We start from the raw sequence: 17,536 nt of genomic DNA, 5'->3' as shown, positions 1-17,536 counted from the left end.
GATGAGCCGGATCGGGGTGGCCTTCGACAAGGCCCGCGCCGACGGACGGGCACTGCTGGTCGGCTGCATGCCTGCTGGTTTCCCGACCGTCGAGGGCAGCATCGCCGCGATGACCGCCATGGTCGAGGCCGGCGTCGACGTCATCGAGGTGGAGATCCCATACTCCGACCCGGTGATGGACGGGCCGGTGATCCAGAAGGCCAGTGACATCGCGCTGGCCGGGGGTGTCCGCACGGCGGACACGCTGCGGATCATCGAGGCGGTGGCGGCCACCGGCGCTCCAGTGGTCACCATGACCTACTGGAACCCGGTCGAGCGTTACGGCGTGGACGTGTTCGCCCGTGACCTCGCCGCTGCCGGTGGCACCGGTCTGATCACCCCCGACCTCATTCCCGACGAGGCGGACGAGTGGCTGGCCGCCTCCGAGGCACACGGACTGGACCGCACCTTCCTGGTCTCGCCGTCGTCCACCGATGCGCGGCTGGCGATGACCGTGGAGCACTGCCGCGGCTTCGTCTACGCGACCGCCGTCATGGGTGTGACCGGCGCCCGGGCGCGTACCTCGGATGCCGCGCCCACGCTGGTCTCCCGGGTCCGGGCGGTCACCGACCTGCCGGTCGGTGTCGGTCTGGGCGTGGGCACCGGTGCGCAGGCCGGCACCGTCGCCGGGTACGCCGACGGGGTGATCGTCGGCAGTGCGTTGGTCCGGTGCGTGCTCGACGCGTCCACCGAGGCGGAGGGGCTGGCCGCCCTGCGTACCCTCAGCGCCGAACTCGCCGAAGGCGTCCGCACTCCCACCCGCTGACCGCTCGGCACTCGACCCTCCGCACCGGCAGCACGTTCAACTCGGCCGGCCCTCGCTGGGCATGGGCGCCGTCAGAGCCGCACAGACGGGTCCGTCGTCGTGCCGCCGCGCTGGTCGGGTGGCTGCCCCACCTCCGGCCGGCCGTCGGGGCTGGCGTGCCGGGCGACCGGCGACGCGGTATCGGGCGCCCAGGGGACGTCGCGGAGCACGCCGGAGCGGCCGGCGACCGCGTCGGTGACCGCGGCCCGGGTGAGCGGGGTGACCGCCTCGGGCAGCGCGGCGGGCGGGTGCCAGGACAACCGGCAACCCGGCGGTGGGTCGGACGTCGGCCGGGTGTCGACGGCTTGAGCCCGAAACACGTGCACGAGGACGTCCGGCAGCGGCCCGGCGCGTCCCGCCGGGGTTTCCCCCAGGGGGCCGGCCAGGTGGTAGACGCCGACCAGGTCGACCAGCTCGATGTCCCAGCCGGTCTCCGCGCGGATGTCCCGCAGGGCCGCCCGCACCGGGCTCTCGGCCGGGCGCAGCCGCCCGCCGGGTAGCGCGTAGCGGCGCTCACCCCGGCCCTGCTGGCAGAGCAGCACCCGGCCGGTGTCGTCGCTGACGACCGCGGCGACCGCCCAGGTGAGCGCGCTCATGGACAAAGAGCGTACGGCGGCGCAATCCAGAAGTCACCGAGATGCGCGCTCCAGCCGCCCGGGGTGCCGCTGGTGGGGTGTGCAGCGGTAGCGTGTGCACCCGTGACCCTCGCCTCGCTGTCCCCCCAGGCGGCCCTCCCCAGTCCCAGCACCGCGGTCTGGCAGCTCGGGCCTTTTCCGCTCCGGGCCTACGCGCTGTGCATCATCGCCGGCATCGTGCTGGCCTGCTGGGTGACGGAGCGCCGGCTGCGGCAGCGCGGCGTCGCGCCCGGCGCGGTGCTCGACATCGCTGTCTGGGCGGTGCCCGCCGGCATCATCGGAGCCCGGATCTACCACGTGATCACCTCGCCGGAGAAATACTTCGGCGCCGGTGGTGAGCCGTTGAAGGCGTTCTACATCTGGGAGGGCGGCCTCGGGATCTGGGGTGCCGTCGCCGGTGGCGCGCTCGGCGCCTGGATCGCGGCCCGGCAACTCGGCATCCCGTTCGGCGTGGTGGCCGACGCGTTGGCACCCGGGCTGCCGCTGGCCCAGGCTGTCGGCCGGCTCGGCAACTGGTTCAACAACGAGCTCTTCGGTGGCCGCACCACACTGCCGTGGGGCCTGGAGATCCATCGGATGGACCCGGACAATCCGGGGCACGCGCTGCGCGATGACGCCGGGCAGCCGATCCTCGAACCGGGCCTCTACCACCCGACGTTCCTCTACGAGGGGCTGTGGAACCTCGGCGTGGTCGCGTTGGTCGTCATCCTGGACCGCCGATTGAAGCTGGGCCGGGGTCGGGCGTTCGCGCTCTACGTGATGGGCTACACCGTCGGCCGGTTCTGGATCGAGCTGATGCGCACCGACGAGGCCAACCAGATCCTCGGCGTCCGCCTCAATGTCTGGACCGCGGCCCTGGTCTTCCTCGGCGCGTTGATCTACTTCGTGCGGGTTCGCGGCCCTCGGGACTACCTGATTCCGCTCGGCGCGGCGGCGGCCACGACTCCGCCTGCCACGTCCGACCTGTCCCAGGTCGACCTCTCCGAGCGGGAGACCGCCGCGCGGACCGCCGCGCCGGAGGGCTACCGGGTGGTCAGCGAGGAGCAGTACGCCGCGTGGCAGGACACCGGTGTCGTGCCGCCGGAGCCGGCCACCGACGAGGGCTCCCAGCCGGGCGGCGGCGAGCCGCTCGGTGACGCCGCACCCGTCGACCGCCCGTCGACCGACGACGAGCCGGCGGACGAACTCTCGGCCTCGGACTCCGACCGGGCCGACGCCGCGGGCGTGCGGCCCGCCGACCGGGACAGCTGAGCGGGGGCGGCACCGATGCGAAGCGCGGTGGTGGTCGGCGCAGGGGTCGGTGGCCTCGCGGTGGCCGGCGCGCTGGCCCGCTCCGGCTGGCAGGTCACCCTGTTGGAACGCGCCGAACGGGTCCGCCCCGAGCCGACCGCCGTGGTGCTCTGGCCCAACGGCGTCCGCGCGCTGCAGGCCCTCGGCCTCGGCGCGGGCCTGGCTGCCATCGCCACCGCGCTGCCCGACGGCGGGGTCCGTCGCCCGGACGGGCACTGGCTCGTGCAGCCCCGGCCTGCCCCGGCCGACCGGATGCCGGTGGTGGTTCACCGCGAAGACCTGCACGACACGCTGATCGCCGGCCTCGGCGACCGGGTCGAGCTGCGGACCGGGGTGACGGTGCGCCACGTCCGGGTCGAGCCGGGCGAGCGACCGGCGGTCAGCGACGGACGGCACACCATCGAGGCCGACCTGGTGGTCGCCGCTGACGGCACGGACAGCGGCATCCGCCGCCAACTCGCCCCCGAGTCCCGGGTGGTCAGCTCCGGATGTGCCGCCTGGCGCGCGGTCATTCCCTGGTATCAGGCACCTCGGCTACCCGACGACCAGCCGCTGGCCGGTGAGGTCCTCGGCGCTGGTTACCGGTTCGTGGCCGCGTCGCTGGGCGAGCGCGGATCCTCGGGTGGGTCCACCCGGGGCGGCATCTACTGGGTGGCCACAGCCGCCGGCGCACCACGCCCGGAGCCGCCGGAGACCCAGCTCGCCCTGCTGCGCCGCTGGTACGCGGGCTGGCCCGCCCCGATCGGCGCGCTGCTCGACGCCACCGACCCGGCCGACCTCGTTCAGCAGGAGGTGCGCGAGCTGCGCCCGCTGCCCCGTGCGTACGGCTTTCCGGTCGGGCCGGGCGGGGTGGTGCTGCTCGGCGACGCGGCGCACGCCATGCCGCCGCATCTTGGGCAGGGCGCCTGCCTCGCGTTCGAGGACGCCGCCACGCTCGCCTCCCTGCTGCGCGAGGCTCGGCTGCCGGACGCCGTTCAGGCGTACGACCGGGTGCGCCGCCCCAGGGCGGCGGCCGTGGTCCGCCAGACCCGGCGGATGTCGGCGGTGCTCCAGACCCGGGGCCGGTTGGCGTTGCGCGCCCGGGACGCCGCACTCGGCACGATCAACTCGCGGCTGCTGTCCAGTGCCGCCGCCTCCGCCGCCCAGTGGCGTCCCCCAGCCTGACCCCGCTCGCGGGAGAGGTCAGGGGATGAGAGCGGCGGGTTCGGCGATGCAGGCGGTGCCGATACGGCGGAAGCCGACTCGCAGGTAGACCCGGGCGATTTCCTCGCTGCCCGCCGATAGGAAGATCAGGTCGGTGCCGGCCGCGCGCAACTCCCGGGCGATGGTGGCGGTGAGCGCGGCGCCCAGCCCGCGTCGTCGGGCGGCCGGCAGAGTAGCCACCCCGGCGATCTCCGCGACGTCGTCCACCCGCATGGCCATGCCGCTGGCCAGCGCACCCTCGGTCGGTGTGCCGGCCAGTGCGGAGATCCGCCGGCCGTCGGCGATCCGGGTGCGTTCCTCGTCGAGCGCGGCCATTTCGAGTTCGGTGATGGCGGCGTCCCGCTCGGCCGGACCGGCCGCACCGGGCGCGGTGCCGGCGGCGGCGAACGAGACCGCTGCCACGGCACGTCGGGCGGCCACGTCGGCGGCGAAGCCGGTGGAGTCCGCGGTCAGCACCCGCACCGCCACGTCGGACAGCGTCGCCGGGTCCGGCAGCGCGGTCGGGTCGAGCACCATCAGCGGCGCCTCCAGCACGTTCAGCCCCGCCGAACGGGCCACCGCCAGCAGCTCGGGGCTGGTCTCGTGCACCCATTCGAAGGCTTCCGGCAGGCCCAGCTTTCGCTGCCGCTCGCGGACCGAGGTCACGTCGGCCAGCGACGGCGGCTCGGTGGCGTCGATCCGGGGGCGGGCGTAGAACGGCCAGCCGGCACTCTCGCGAACGAACAACACCAGCCCGCCATGCTCCTCCGCACCGGCGACGTCGCGGGGCACCGCGTCGTAGAAGCGTTCCAACCGGTCAAAGACGTGCTTGTTCAGCGGATCCACCGCGCGAGACTACACGTCCCAGACTATGGACGGTGTGATCAATCTCAGGTGGCCGTGCGACCCCGACCCTAACGTAGACTCAACAGACCCACGGGCCGACGTCGTCCCCACCATGTTCCAACCTGAGTGACGACAGGAGGCCCGGTGGCTCAGCCGTACGCGGAAATGACACAGCCGTACCCGCACAGCCCGCAGGCGTCCCCGACGCCCGGCGTCCGCCCACCCGCACAGGGTCTCTACGACCCGGCGCAGGAGCACGATTCCTGCGGTGTGGCCTTCGTAGCGGACCTGCACGGCCGACGGTCGCACTCGGTCGTCGCCAACGGGCTCGGCGCGCTCTGCCGGCTGGACCATCGCGGCGCCCGCGGCGCGGAGCCGAACACCGGCGACGGCGCGGGCATCATGATCCAGGTGCCCGACGCGTTCCTGCGCGCGGTGGCCGACGTCGCGCTGCCCCCGGCGGGCGAATACGCCACCGGTCTGGTCTTCCTCCCCGACGACGACGCCGCCGAGGCGCGTGCCCGCCGGGTGGTCGAAAAGTACGCGCTGGTCGAGGGGGCCGACGTGCTCGGCTGGCGGGACGTGCCGACCGAGCCGACCGGGCTCGGTGAGACCGCCCTGGCGGCGATGCCCCGGGTCCGGCAGCTCTTCGTCGCCGCGCACCGGCTCACCGACTCGCCCGCCGGCCGGGCCGGCTCCCCGCTACGCGGCATCGAGCTGGACCGGGTGGCCTTCTGCCTGCGCAAGCAGGCCGAGCGGGAGACCGCCGAGCGGGGCGTGCCGGCATACTTCCCGTCGCTGTCCAGCCGCACGATGGTCTACAAGGGGATGCTCACCCCCGACCAACTGCCGGCGTTCTACCCGGACCTGCGCGACGAGCGGGTGGACAGCGCGATCGCGCTGGTGCACTCCCGCTTCTCCACCAACACCTTCCCGTCCTGGCCGCTGGCGCACCCGTACCGCTTCATCGCCCACAACGGTGAGATCAACACGATCCGTGGCAACCGCAACTGGATGCAGGCCCGCGAGGCGCTACTGCGCTCGCCGAACGTGCCGGGCAACATCCGGCGGGTCTTCCCGGTCTGCACCCCCGGCGCCTCCGACTCGGCGAACTTCGACGAGGTCCTGGAGCTGCTGCACCTGGCCGGGCGGAGCCTGCCGCACGCGGTGCTCATGATGATCCCCGAGGCGTGGGAGAACGACCCCGGCATGGAGCCGGCCAAGCGTGCCTTCTACCGCTTCCACGCCAGCCTGATGGAGCCGTGGGACGGTCCGGCGTCGGTGGCCTTCACCGACGGCGAGATCGTCGGCGCCGTGCTGGACCGCAACGGGCTGCGCCCGGGGCGCTGGTGGCAGACCGACGACGGGCTCGTCGTGCTCGGCTCCGAGGCGGGCGTACTCGACCTCGACCCGGCCCACGTGGTCGCGAAGGGGCGGCTCCAGCCGGGCAAGATGTTCCTGGTCGACACCGTCGCCGGTCGGATCGTGCACGACGAGGAGATCAAGTCCGAGTTGGCCGCCGACCAGCCGTACGCCGAGTGGCTGCACGCCGGACTGATCGAGCTCAACGACCTGCCCGCCCGTGAGCACACCGTCTACACGCACGACTCTGTTCGCCGCCGCCAGCAGACCTTCGGCTACAGCGAGGAGGAGCTGAAGATCCTGCTCGGGCCGATGGCCCGCACCGGTGCCGAGCCGCTCGGTTCGATGGGTACGGACACCCCGATCTCGCCGCTGTCCACCCGGCCGCGGCTGCTCTACGACTACTTCCACCAGCTCTTCGCCCAGGTCACCAACCCTCCGTTGGACGCCATCCGTGAGGAGTTGGTGACCAGCCTGGCGTCGACGATCGGGCCGGAGGGCAACCTGCTCGACCCGGGCGCGGCGAGCTGCCGGCAGATCGTGCTGCCGCACCCGGTGATCGACAACGACGAGCTGGCGAAGATCCTCTCCATCGACGAGGACGGCGACCTGCCCGGTTTCAAGGCGGTCCGGGTCTCCGGGCTGTACCGCATCCGGGACGGCGCCGCCGGGATCAAGACGCGGCTGACCGAGATCTGCCGGCACGTCTCCGAGGCGATCGAGGACGGCGTACGCATCCTGGTGCTCTCCGATCGAGACTCCAACGCCGACCTGGCGCCGATCCCGTCGCTGCTGCTCACCGCCGCTGTGCACCAGCACCTGGTGCGGGAGCAGACCCGTACGCAGGCGGCGCTGATCGTGGAGTCCGGCGACTGCCGCGAGGTGCACCACGCGGCGGTGCTGATCGGCTACGGCGCGGCAGCGGTCAACCCGTACCTGGCGTTCGAGTCGGTGGAGGACCTGATCTCCACAGGCGCACTGGCCGGCGTCGAGCCCGCTGCCGCGGTGCGGAACTACGCCAAGGCGCTCGGCAAGGGCGTCCTGAAAATCATGTCGAAGATGGGCATCTCGACGGTCTCGTCGTACTGCGGGGCGCAGGTCTTCGAGGCGGTCGGCCTGGACACCCGGCTGGTCGAGCGCTACTTCCGGGGCACCCCCAGCCGGATCGGCGGGGTGGGGCTCGCGGGCGTGCACACCGAGGTGGCTGCCCGGCACGCGCTGGCCTGGCCCCCGGCGGGCACCGCCGCCTCCGACCGGTTGGAGGTCGGTGGCGAATACCAGTGGCGTCGCGAAGGTGAGCTGCACCTGTTCAACCCGGAGACGGTCTTCCTGCTGCAGCACGCCACCCGCAGCCGGCAGTACGACGTCTTCCGGCAGTACACCGCGAAGGTCGACGCGCTCGCCGCGCAGGCCGGCTCGCTGCGTGGGCTGTTCACCCTGCGCACCGGGGTGCGCCCGGCCGTGTCGATCGAGGAGGTCGAGCCGGTCACCGAGATCGTCAAGCGGTTCGCCACCGGCGCCATGTCGTACGGGTCGATCTCCGCTGAGGCGCACGAGACGCTCGCCATCGCGATGAACCGCCTCGGCGGCAAGTCCAACACCGGTGAGGGCGGCGAGGACGTCGAGCGGCTGCACGACCCGGCCCGCCGCTCGGCCGTGAAGCAGATCGCCAGCGGCCGGTTCGGTGTGACCAGCGAATACCTGGTCAACGCGGATGACCTGCAGATCAAGATGGCCCAGGGCGCCAAGCCGGGTGAGGGCGGTCAGCTGCCCGGCAACAAGGTCTGGCCGTGGATCGCCCGTACCCGGCACGCCACCCCGGGCGTGGGTCTGATCTCCCCGCCGCCGCACCACGACATCTACTCCATCGAGGACCTCGCCCAGCTGGTGCACGACCTGAAGTGCGTCAACCCGGCTGCCCGAGTGCACGTCAAGCTGGTCAGCGAGGTCGGCGTCGGCACCGTCGCCGCCGGCGTGGCGAAGCTCAAGGCGGACGTCATCCTGATCTCCGGCCACGACGGCGGCACGGGCGCTTCCCCGATGAACTCGCTCAAGCACGCCGGCACCCCGTGGGAGCTGGGGTTGGCCGAGGCGCAGCAGACGCTGCTGCTCAACAAGCTGCGCGACCGGGTCACCGTGCAGGTCGACGGCCAGCTCAAGACCGGCCGGGACGTGCTGATCGCGGCGCTGCTCGGCGCGGAGGAGTTCGGCTTCGCGACCGCGCCGCTGATCGTTGCCGGCTGCGTGATGATGCGGGTCTGCCACCTGGACACCTGCCCGGTCGGCATCGCCACCCAGAATCCGGTGCTCCGGGAGCGCTTCACCGGCACCCCGGAGTTCGTGGAGAACTTCTTCCTCTTCCTGGCCGAGGAGGTCCGGGGATACCTGGCCGAGTTGGGCTTCCGGTCGATCGAGGAGGCGATCGGGCAGTCCGAGCTGCTCGACGTCGCCCCGGCGGTGACGCACTGGAAGGCGCACGGGTTGGACCTGGCGCCCGTCCTGCACCTTCCGGAGTTGCCCGCCGGCGCCGCCCGACGTGGGGTTCGCGCCCAGGATCACGGCCTGGAACAGGCACTGGACAACGAGCTGATCGCGCTGGCCCGTCCGGCGTTGTCCGACGGGGCGCCGGTGCGGGTCGAAGTGGCGGTGCGCAACGAGCACCGCAGCGTGGGTGCGATGCTCGGCGGCGAGGTGACCCGTCGCTTCGGCGGCGCCGGCCTCCCCGAGGACACCATCGAGTTCGTGCTGCACGGCACGGCGGGGCAGTCGTTCGGCGCGTTCCTGCCGCGCGGCGTGACCCTGCGACTGCACGGCGACGCCAACGACTACGTGGGCAAGGGCCTCTCCGGTGGACGCGTCATCGTCCGTCCGGACGCCGCCGCGCCGTTCCTCGACCCCGACGCCGAGCCGGGGCAGCGGGCCGAGGATCAGATCATCGCCGGCAACACCATCCTGTACGGGGCCACGGCGGGCGAGGTCTTCCTGCGCGGTCGGGTGGGAGAGCGGTTCGCCGTGCGCAACTCCGGCGCGATCGCCGTGGTCGAAGGCGTCGGTGACCACGGCTGCGAGTACATGACCGGCGGCACGGTGGTGGTGCTCGGCGCGACCGGCCGTAACTTCGCGGCCGGCATGTCCGGCGGCACCGCGTTCGTGCACCACCTGGACCGTGCGCGGGTCAACGCCGAACTTGTCGACCTGGCGCCGCTGGGCGAGCAGGAGCAGTCGCTGCTGCACGAGTTGGTTCAGCGGCACGTCGCCGAGACCGGGTCGGCGGTGGCCGAGGAGCTGCTCAAGCGTTGGCCGGAGGCGGTGGCCGAGTTCACCGCGGTGGTGCCCCGCGACTACCGCCGGGTGCTGGAGATCATGCGGGCCGCCGAAGCCGCCGGCCTCGACGTCGACGACGCCGTGATGAAAGAACTGACGCCGTCGGCTCAGCCGGCGATGTCGGTGCCGCCCGCCCCGCGGGTGGCTGCACAGGAGGTGGCACGTGCCTGACCCGAACGGTTTCCTGCGCTACGACCGGCGACTGCCGGCCCGCCGTCCGGTGCCGGTGCGGATCAGCGACTGGCATGAGGTATACCCGTCGGCCGGCGAGGAACTGGTCCGTGAGCAGGCCACGCGATGCATGGACTGCGGCATCCCGTTCTGCCACGACGGCTGCCCGCTGGGCAACCGCATCCCGGACTGGAACGACCTGGTGCGTACCGGCAACTGGGACGCCGCCGTGGAGTCGCTGCACGCCACCAACAATTTTCCGGAGTTCACCGGCCGGCTCTGTCCGGCGCCCTGCGAGGCGGCCTGCGTGCTCGGTATCTCCGGCGGCCAGCCGGTGACCATCAAGCAGGTCGAGGTGGAGATCGCCGACGCCGCCGCGGCACGCGGTTTCGCTCCCCGCCCGGTGCCGGCGCCGTCCGGCCGGTCGGTCGCCGTCGTCGGCTCCGGGCCCGCCGGGCTCGCCGCCGCCCAGCAACTGGCCCGCGCCGGTCACGCGGTGACGGTGTACGAGCGTGACGACGCGATCGGTGGCCTGCTCCGGTACGGCATCCCCGACTTCAAGCTGGAGAAGCGGCACATCGACAGCCGACTGGCCCAGCTCGCCGCCGAGGGGGTGCGCTTCCGCACCGGCGTGAACGTCGGGGTGGACATCACCGCCGAGCAGCTTCGCGACGAGCATGACGCGGTGCTGCTGGCCTGCGGCGCGTTGCAGGGCCGGGACACCCCGGAGACCCCGGGGCGGGCGCTTCGGGGCGTACACCAGGCAATGGCGCATCTGGTCGCGGCGAATCGCGCGGTCGCCACCGCGGCCACCGACCAGCCCGGCGTCGTGGTCACCGGCGAGGGCCGGCCGGCGCGTGCGCTGCTGCCGGACGGCACCCCGATCGACGCGGCCGGCAAGCACGTGGTGATCATCGGTGGTGGTGACACCGCCGCCGACTGCCTCGGTGTCGCCCACCGGCAGGGCGCTGCCGGCGTGCACCAGCTCGACCTGTACCCGCAGCCGCCGAGCGAGCGCGACGAGGCACGGGACCCGTGGCCGACCTGGCCGTGGATCCTGCGCAGCTACCCGGCGCATGAGGAGGGCGGCGAGCGGGTCTTCGCCGTGGCGGTGCAGGAGTTCGTGGACGACGGCACCGGCCAGGTGCGAGCGGTGCGGATCGCCGAGGTGACCGTCGAGAAGCGCGACGGCCGGCGGGTCGTCACCGTGGTGCCGGGCTCCGAGCGGGAGTTGCCGGCCGATCTGGTGCTGCTGGCGATCGGCTTCGAGGGCACCGAGCAGCAGCCGCTGCTGGGCCAGTTCGGCGTGACCCGTAATCCCCGGGGTGCTGTCGACGCCCGTGACGACTGGCAGACCGATGCCGACGGGGTGTTCGTCGCCGGTGACATGCACCGGGGTGCGTCGCTGATCGTCTGGGCCATCGCCGAGGGGCGTGCGGCGGCCGCCGCCATCCACGGGTATCTCGGCGGGGTCGGTGCGCTGCCGGCTCCGGTCGGCCCGGCGGCGCAGGCGCTCGCCGCCCGCTGACCCGGGAGCGTCACCAGACAGGTCGACGTCCGGTCGGTGCGGCAGCTTCCTGCCCGCCGGCCGGACGTTTCCGCTGGTGAGGCCGCTCACAAACGTGGGCAATCGGTGCGGACCGCCACCGAGCCGGTGGGCTGCCGCTGAGACAGCGGTCACCCCCTGCGGTCCTCTCACGGGACCTGACGATACGAAGATCATCGTTACGCTGCGGTCATGGACATCGAGGAGCGGCTACGGCGTACCCGCCGGTGGCTGTGGATCGTGCTGATCGGGCTCTTCCTGAGCGGTGCCACCGCGTTTCCGCTGGAAATCGAGGTGCGCTGGCTGCTGCGCGCACTGGACCCTCTCGCCGGTCAGTTGCCGGCGCTGGTCAACTGGATCGAACGGGTGCACACCGGGCTCGTGACGGCCGGCGAGGACTATCCGTTCCTGCTCTACGGCACCGACTGGCTGGCCTTCGCCCACGTGGTGCTGGCGGTGGCGTTCTGGGGGCCGCTGCGTGACCCGGTGCGCAACGTCTGGGTGGTGCAGGTCGGCATGATCGCCTGCGCGGGCATCGTTCCGCTGGCCCTGATCTGCGGCCCGATCCGCGACATCCCCTGGTTCTGGACGCTCGTCGACCTGTCCTTCGCGGTCGGGGCGTTCCCGCCGCTCTGGTTCGCCTACCGGCACATCCGCGCCATCGAGGCGAGCACGGCCGGGCAGGCGGGCGCCCCGTCGGAGCTCCGGTCGTCGACGTCGGCGTCCTGAGTCGCCGTTGGTGACGGGTCCGCACGGAGCCCAGCGACACCTGCGGGTCCCCTTTGCTCTGCTTCAACAGTGGGCCGAGGAGCCGCAGGGACAAGCGGAAGGCCCGCCGCGTGGGGGCGACGGGCCTTCCGGGCGACTAGCTAGTGCGACAGCAGCTCGTGCGCCTCGCGGATCTTGGCCCAGGACTTCGGCTCGGTCGGCGGGGCGGCCTTGCGCGCGGCGGCGGCCACGTCGGGTCGGCCGGCGGTGAACAGCCAGGTGGTGAACAGGTCGTCCAGGTCCAGACCGGAGATCCGTTCGGCCAGGGCCTGGAACTGCGCGATGGTGCCGTTGCCGTAGCGGTGCTCGGCGGTCCAGGCCGGCAGGATCTCGAAGAACGCGTCGTCGCCGACGGCCAACCGCAACTGGTGCAGCGTCATCGCACCCCGGTCGTAGACGGCGTCGTCGAAGACCCGGTTGGCACCCGGGTCGCCGGGCAGCACCTGCCAGAACTCGTCGTCGGCCGGGTAGCCGGCGTAGGTGAAGTCGAACACCTCCTGCGCGGTGCCCTCGCCCTGCTCCTCCGACCAGAGCCACTCGGCGTACGAGGCGAAGCCCTCGTTGAGCCAGATGTTGCGCCAGTCGGCCACCGAGACCGAGTCGCCGAACCACTGGTGCGCGTTCTCGTGTGCCACCACGTACGTGTTGGCGCCGCGACGCCAGAACCCGGGGCCGTACACCGGTCGGGTCTGCGTCTCCAGTGCGAAGCCGATGCCGTCGACCGGCCCCGCCACGCCGCCCTGCGCCTCGAACGGGTACGGGCCGAAGATCCCGCTCTCCCAGTCGACGATCTCGGCGGTCCGCTCGATGCTGGCCCGTGCGGCTGGACCGAGCGCGCCCAGCGAGGTGCTGTACGCGTTGATCACCGGCTGGCCGCTCGGGGTGGTGTCGGTGACGATGTCGTACTGGCCGATGGCCATGAAGGCCAGGTAGGGGGCCGTGGGGGAGGTGGTCCGCCAGATCCACCGGGTGCGGTTACCGGCCTCGGCCAGCGGCGGTCGCGGCTGCACGCCGTTGCTGATCACCTCGACGCCGGTGGGCACCGAGACGGAGATGTCGAAGGTGGCCTTGTCCAGTGGATGATCGTTGCTCGGGAACCACCACCACGCCGACTCGGGTTCGTTGACGGCGAGGGCGCCGTCGTCGGTACGCGTCCAGCCGGTGTAGCCGCCGACCAGGGTCTCCGACGGGATGCCGGTGTAGCGCACCACGATGGTGAGCTGCTGACCCCGGGTCACCGTGCGGGTCGGGGTGACGACCAGCTCGTGCACACCGGCGGTGCTGGTGCTCGCCGCCCAGCCGTTGACCCGGACCGACTCGACGTCGAGCAGGAAGTCCAGATTGAACGCCGAGAGGTCCTGTGTGGCGGTGGCGAGGATGGTGGTGGTGCCGGTGAGCAGGTCGGTTGCCGGGTCGTAGCGCAGCCGGACGTCGTAGTGATCGACGTCGTAGCCGCCGTTGCCGTAGTCGGGGAAGTAGCTGTCGCCCAAGCCGGGCGCGCCGGGTTGCGGCGCGGCGGTGACGACGGGACGGCCCCAGCCCGTCGGGGCGGCCTGGCCGGGGGTGCCGGCGAGCATGGTGCCGGCGGTGGTGAGGGTCAGGGCGGCGGTGGCCGCCGTGAGGACTCGTCGCACGGGTGGACTCCCTCCATCGGGTGTTCGCCCCGCCAACCTAATCGACAACTGTGCACGCCGCCGGCCCGCCGCGCGGTGTAGCTATTCCATTGATCTGAATGTTTCGATAGCATTACCGACTGGTAACAACAGTTCCACCCCTGGCCACGCGCGCGGTCGCAGGATCCCACCACCCCCTGTCCTGTGGAGGTCCGTCATGCCCCAGCGTCCGCTGGCCCGCGCCCTGGCCGCGTTGGTCACCCTGTTCACCGTCGCACTCGGCGCGGTGCTCGTCCCCGGCACGGCGCAGGCCGCCGCCGTCAACTACGTCGCGCTCGGCGACTCGTACTCCTCCGGCGTCGGCGCCGGCCCGTACGACACGTCCGGCTGCCTCCGCAGCCAGAAGTCGTACGCCCCGCTCTGGGCGGCCGCCCACGGAGTGACCACCTTCAGCTTCCCGGCCTGCGGCGGCGCGGTCACCGCCGACGTGCTCAACAACCAGGTCAGCGCCCTCACCGCCAGCACCACCCTGGTCACCATCACCATCGGCGGTAACGACGCGGGCTTCGTCGACGTCATCACCAGTTGCCGGTTCGGCAGCACGTCGTCCTGCACCAACGCCGTGAACACCGCCAAGACCTTCGCCACCACGACGCTTCCCGGCCGGCTCGACGCCACCTACACCGCCATCCGCAACCGGGCACCCAACGCCCGGCTGATCGTCCTCGGCTACCCGCGGCTGTTCGAGACCAGCTCCTGCGGTCTGTTGGCGATGAGCACCTACAAGCGCACCATCCTCAACGAGGCCGCCGACGTGCTCGCCTCGGTCACGGCTGCCCGGGCCAGCGCGGCCGGCGCCACCTTCGCCGACACCCGTCGCACCTTCGCCGGGCACGGCGTCTGCGCCGGCGACCCGTGGATCAACGACATCTCCGGGATCATCGGGGCGTACCACCCGGACGCCGACGGCTACCGCTACGGCTACCTGCCGGCGCTGAACGCGATCACCGGCTGACCGCACCCGCGCCGCACCCGCATCCGTCACCCGCACCCGACACCGAGGTCGGCGGCCGACCGTCCCCCGTGGGCGGTCGGCCGCCCGGCCGGTAGCGGGGCTTGCGCCAGATGACCACACTGGGTGGAATCGGCGGTCACGCCGTGCCACGGTCGGGGGGTGCCGATGCGGGAGTTGACCGGTCAGAGGCAGTCGACCGCCGGTCGGGACCGGTTCCCGGCCGGCGGGCTGGAGTTCTTCGCGCTGCTCGCGCGGCTGCTACGGCGACCCCGCCGCGGCGACCGCCGACTGCCGCTGCTCTGGCTGGTCCGCTCCGACACCCCGGATCTGATGGTGCCGCTGCGCCGGTTCCTCGGCCAGGGCCCCCGGCGGCGGGTGCCGCACGCCGTGCTGGACGCCGACGCGCCCCCGGGCGCCGGAGACGTGCCGGCGCTGCTGCGCGAGCTGCACCGACAACTCTCCCTGGAGGCGTTCGGTGCCGCCCGGCTGCGCTTCCGGCACTACCCGCTCGCCGACTGGCTGATGCACCAGAGCCTCAGCTTCGGCATCGACGCCGACGACAGCCGTGCGGCCCTGGTGCGCCGGCTGCGGGACCGCCGGGGTACGCGTACGCCGGAGGCGCTGCCCACCGGCGGTGACGCGGTCAGCATCGTCTCGCAGGTGCTGCTCTGGCTGGTCCGCCGCGCGGTGCCGGGGGTGGTGTTCCGGGCCGCCGTCTCCGGCCGGGTGCCGGTGCTCGGGCGGCACTACAACTGGTTCATGCGCCAGCAGTATCTGGCACCCCGGCAGTCGGTCACCTTCCTCGGCTTCGCCGAGCGGCTCACCGCCGGGTGGCGCGACGGCGAACAACCCGACCAGGTCAACAAACTGCTGCTGCACGCGTTTTTGGAGGACCTGCGGCAGGCGTACCGGCGTCGGCCGTGGCGCCCCTCGGACTGGCGGCGCACCGCGTACCCGGCGCTGCTGCTCGACCACGTCGCTCCGGGCAACGTCGGCGGGGAACTGGTCCGCCTGATCGGCGACGTCCGCACCGAGACCGGCCGCAACGACCCGCTGCTCATCGTCGCGTCCGGCGGGCAACCCCCGCCGGAACTGCCCGAGCCGCACCCGTTGACCGAGGCCGACGAGGCGTACGACGAGTGGGCCGAGGCGCTGCCGGAGATGCGGCGGCTGCGCCGCCCGGCCGCCTGGCTCGTGGCGCTGCGCCCCGACGACACCGACACCGGCCCGCCGTCGCGTGGCGGCATGCGGCCGTTCTCCGCGCCCGACCCGCCCTGGTGGTCGCGGCGTTTCCTGCCGGCGGCGCTCTGCCTGGTGCTGCTGGCCGCGGCTGGCGTGTGGGTGGGCAGCCGCTGGGGACCGGGCTGCCACCCCTCGCTCACCGGCGGCCAAATCTCGGTCGAGGTGGCCGGCAACGGTGAGTGCGTCGGCTACAGCGACAGCGCGGCGCAGGTGTTCAACAACGACCCCGGCCAGGACAAGCTGCGGACCATCCAACGGCGCATCTTCGCGCAGAACCGTGCCGCCGAGGAGGTCTGGCAGCGCAGTGACCAGCGCCGACCCTTCCTCACCCTGGTCTACCTGGGCACCCTCACCGGCAACCGGACCCGCGCCGACGAGGAGTCGTACGTCTCCGAGCGGGAGGAGCTCGAAGGCATGGCCACCGCCCAGTACGCGTTGCTGAAGGAGTCGGCCGGCGCCGACGGCGCCGCGCTGCTGCGCATCGTGGTGGCCAACGGTGGCCGGCAGATGATCTACGCCGACCGGGCTGTGGCGATGCTGGCCGAGCTGGCCCGGGACGACCCCACGGTGCTCGGAGTGGTCGGGTTGGTGGAGAGCCGGACCAGCACCGCCCGAGCCCTGCGCGAGCTGAACCGGGTCGGGCTGCCGGTGCTGGCGCCCACGCTCTCCGCCGACCGGATGGACGCCAACTCCCGCCTCTACCTGCAGATCTCCGCGCCCAACGCGGATCAGGTGAAGATGGTCGACGCGTACGCCCAGCAGGTGCTGAAGGTCGACGAGGCGCACATCTTCTACACGACGCTGGAGGGCAGTTCGCTCACCGAGGACCTGTACGTGGGCACCCTCGTCGACGGGCTCCGGCAGCGGTTCGGTGCCCGGGTCACGCGCCTCGACGAGTGGCGCACCGGTCAGCGGCTGACCGATGAGTGCGGCTACGCCGGTCTGCTCTTCTACGCGGGGCGGTGGTCGGAGTTCGACGGCTTCCTGCGGGCGCTGCGCGAGTGCGGGGGCAACCCGCCTCGGCACCTCGTCGCCGACGACTCGGTCAACCGTTACATGGCCAACCCCGGGCTGCGCGCCGCCGCGCCCGGCAACCTCCCGGTCACGTACGTCTCCAAGGCCGCCCTGGCCACCTGCGCCGCGCTGCGGGCCGCCCAGGACCGGCGCGACGACGCCCGCGCCAGCTTCCTGTCCTGGATCCAGGCCGACGATCTGCTCGACCCACCCCGCTGCCGGCCGGACACCGGGTATCAGGTCGGCGAGCGGGTCAGCCTCGCCTACGACGCGGCGATGATGCTGATCCGGGCGGTGGAGAGCCTCGCCGCCCGGCTGCACCACGCCGATCCACGTCAACGCTGGGAGCCCACCTCGGTCAATCCGGTCGGCGTGCACGCGGAGGTGCTCCGGCAGAACGCCGGCCAGGGCTACCCGGGGGTGGCCGGGCTGATCCGTTTCACCCCCGACTCGGGGGAGCCGGTCGAGAAGCGGCTGGCCCTGATGCGGGTGGAGCAGGTGCCCGACGTGGCGACGGCCCCGGTGGAGGTGTTCCGCTGTGGGGTGGCCGACGCGTCCACCCCGGCGGCCTGCGGCAAGGCGTGACCGGCAAGGCGTGACCGGCGAGGCGTGCAAGGCCCGGCGTGACCGGCCCGGCGTGACACGTCCTCGCAGGACTGTCCGGGTGCCACCGGTGTCCGTTAG

11 protein-coding genes are annotated in these 17,536 nt (G+C 72.6%); 8 read left to right on the top strand and 3 right to left on the bottom strand.

What is annotated here, in order from left to right; translation table 11 throughout:
- The first annotated feature begins 1 nt into the window (after position 1).
- Entirely contained in the window at positions 2 to 805 is an 804-nt protein-coding gene (gene trpA / locus PCA76_RS23580) for a tryptophan synthase subunit alpha (protein ID WP_272612649.1), read from the top strand.
- Positions 806 to 876: 71 nt separating this feature from the next.
- Here trpA and PCA76_RS23575 read toward each other — a convergent pair whose 3' ends face one another.
- Positions 877 to 1,440: an NUDIX hydrolase gene (locus tag PCA76_RS23575; protein ID WP_272612648.1), complete on the bottom strand. Its 564-nt coding sequence runs from the start codon at positions 1,438 to 1,440 to the stop codon at positions 877 to 879.
- Between the two features lie 102 nt (positions 1,441 to 1,542).
- Here PCA76_RS23575 and lgt point away from each other — a divergent pair, with 102 nt between their 5' ends.
- Entirely contained in the window at positions 1,543 to 2,730 is a 1,188-nt protein-coding gene (lgt, locus tag PCA76_RS23570; RefSeq protein WP_272612647.1) for a prolipoprotein diacylglyceryl transferase, read from the top strand.
- 15 nt (positions 2,731 to 2,745) lie between these two features.
- Entirely contained in the window at positions 2,746 to 3,933 is a 1,188-nt protein-coding gene (locus PCA76_RS23565) for an FAD-dependent oxidoreductase (RefSeq protein ID WP_272612646.1), read from the top strand.
- Positions 3,934 to 3,951: 18 nt separating this feature from the next.
- Here the strand turns inward: PCA76_RS23565 and PCA76_RS23560 are convergent, their stop codons facing one another.
- Complete coding sequence (locus PCA76_RS23560) at positions 3,952 to 4,788, bottom strand: GNAT family N-acetyltransferase (RefSeq protein WP_272619554.1); 837 nt, start codon at positions 4,786 to 4,788, stop codon at positions 3,952 to 3,954.
- A 174-nt stretch (positions 4,789 to 4,962) separates the two neighbouring features.
- Between PCA76_RS23560 and gltB the strand changes: the two genes are divergently transcribed.
- The 3 genes from gltB (at position 4,963) to PCA76_RS23545 (ending at position 11,929) form a co-directional block, all read left to right on the top strand.
- Positions 4,963 to 9,654, top strand: a complete 4,692-nt coding sequence (gene gltB / locus PCA76_RS23555) for a glutamate synthase large subunit (RefSeq protein ID WP_272619552.1) — start codon at positions 4,963 to 4,965, stop codon at positions 9,652 to 9,654.
- Positions 9,647 to 11,182 (top strand): glutamate synthase subunit beta, encoded by a 1,536-nt coding sequence (locus PCA76_RS23550; protein WP_272612645.1) that lies wholly within the window; start codon positions 9,647 to 9,649, stop codon positions 11,180 to 11,182. The genes gltB and PCA76_RS23550 overlap by 8 nt, the downstream gene beginning before the upstream one ends.
- Before the next feature lie 210 nt (positions 11,183 to 11,392).
- Entirely contained in the window at positions 11,393 to 11,929 is a 537-nt protein-coding gene (locus PCA76_RS23545; protein ID WP_272612644.1) for a hypothetical protein, read from the top strand.
- A 140-nt stretch (positions 11,930 to 12,069) separates the two neighbouring features.
- Here the strand turns inward: PCA76_RS23545 and PCA76_RS23540 are convergent, their stop codons facing one another.
- Positions 12,070 to 13,602 (bottom strand): M1 family metallopeptidase, encoded by a 1,533-nt coding sequence (locus PCA76_RS23540; protein WP_272612643.1) that lies wholly within the window; start codon positions 13,600 to 13,602, stop codon positions 12,070 to 12,072.
- A gap of 196 nt (positions 13,603 to 13,798) precedes the next feature.
- Here PCA76_RS23540 and PCA76_RS23535 point away from each other — a divergent pair, with 196 nt between their 5' ends.
- Together PCA76_RS23535 and PCA76_RS23530 are read left to right on the top strand one after the other, a co-directional pair.
- On the top strand, positions 13,799 to 14,596 hold the full coding sequence (locus PCA76_RS23535; RefSeq protein ID WP_272612642.1) for an SGNH/GDSL hydrolase family protein: 798 nt from the start codon (positions 13,799 to 13,801) through the stop codon (positions 14,594 to 14,596).
- Positions 14,597 to 14,761: 165 nt separating this feature from the next.
- Positions 14,762 to 17,437 carry a hypothetical protein gene (locus tag PCA76_RS23530; protein ID WP_272619550.1) on the top strand — a complete coding sequence of 892 codons (2,676 nt, stop codon included), beginning with the start codon at positions 14,762 to 14,764 and terminating at the stop codon, positions 17,435 to 17,437.
- The last annotated feature ends 99 nt before the right edge of the window (positions 17,438 to 17,536 follow it).

It is taken from the genome of Micromonospora sp. LH3U1 (genome assembly GCF_028475105.1).
In the GTDB taxonomy this organism is placed as follows: Bacteria; Actinomycetota; Actinomycetes; order Mycobacteriales; family Micromonosporaceae; genus Micromonospora.
This window is presented reverse-complemented; position numbering and strand designations above follow the sequence as displayed.

Coding starts and splice junctions, on each gene's coding strand:
- PCA76_RS23565 (WP_272612646.1), top strand. CDS start 2,746: ATGCGAAGCGCGGTGGTGGTCGGCGCAGGGGTCGGTGGCCTCGCGGTG.
- PCA76_RS23530 (WP_272619550.1), top strand. CDS start 14,762: ATGCGGGAGTTGACCGGTCAGAGGCAGTCGACCGCCGGTCGGGACCGG.
- trpA (WP_272612649.1), top strand. CDS start 2: ATGAGCCGGATCGGGGTGGCCTTCGACAAGGCCCGCGCCGACGGACGG.
- gltB (WP_272619552.1), top strand. CDS start 4,963: ATGACACAGCCGTACCCGCACAGCCCGCAGGCGTCCCCGACGCCCGGC.
- PCA76_RS23575 (WP_272612648.1), bottom strand. CDS start 1,440: ATGAGCGCGCTCACCTGGGCGGTCGCCGCGGTCGTCAGCGACGACACC.
- PCA76_RS23535 (WP_272612642.1), top strand. CDS start 13,799: ATGCCCCAGCGTCCGCTGGCCCGCGCCCTGGCCGCGTTGGTCACCCTG.
- PCA76_RS23545 (WP_272612644.1), top strand. CDS start 11,393: ATGGACATCGAGGAGCGGCTACGGCGTACCCGCCGGTGGCTGTGGATC.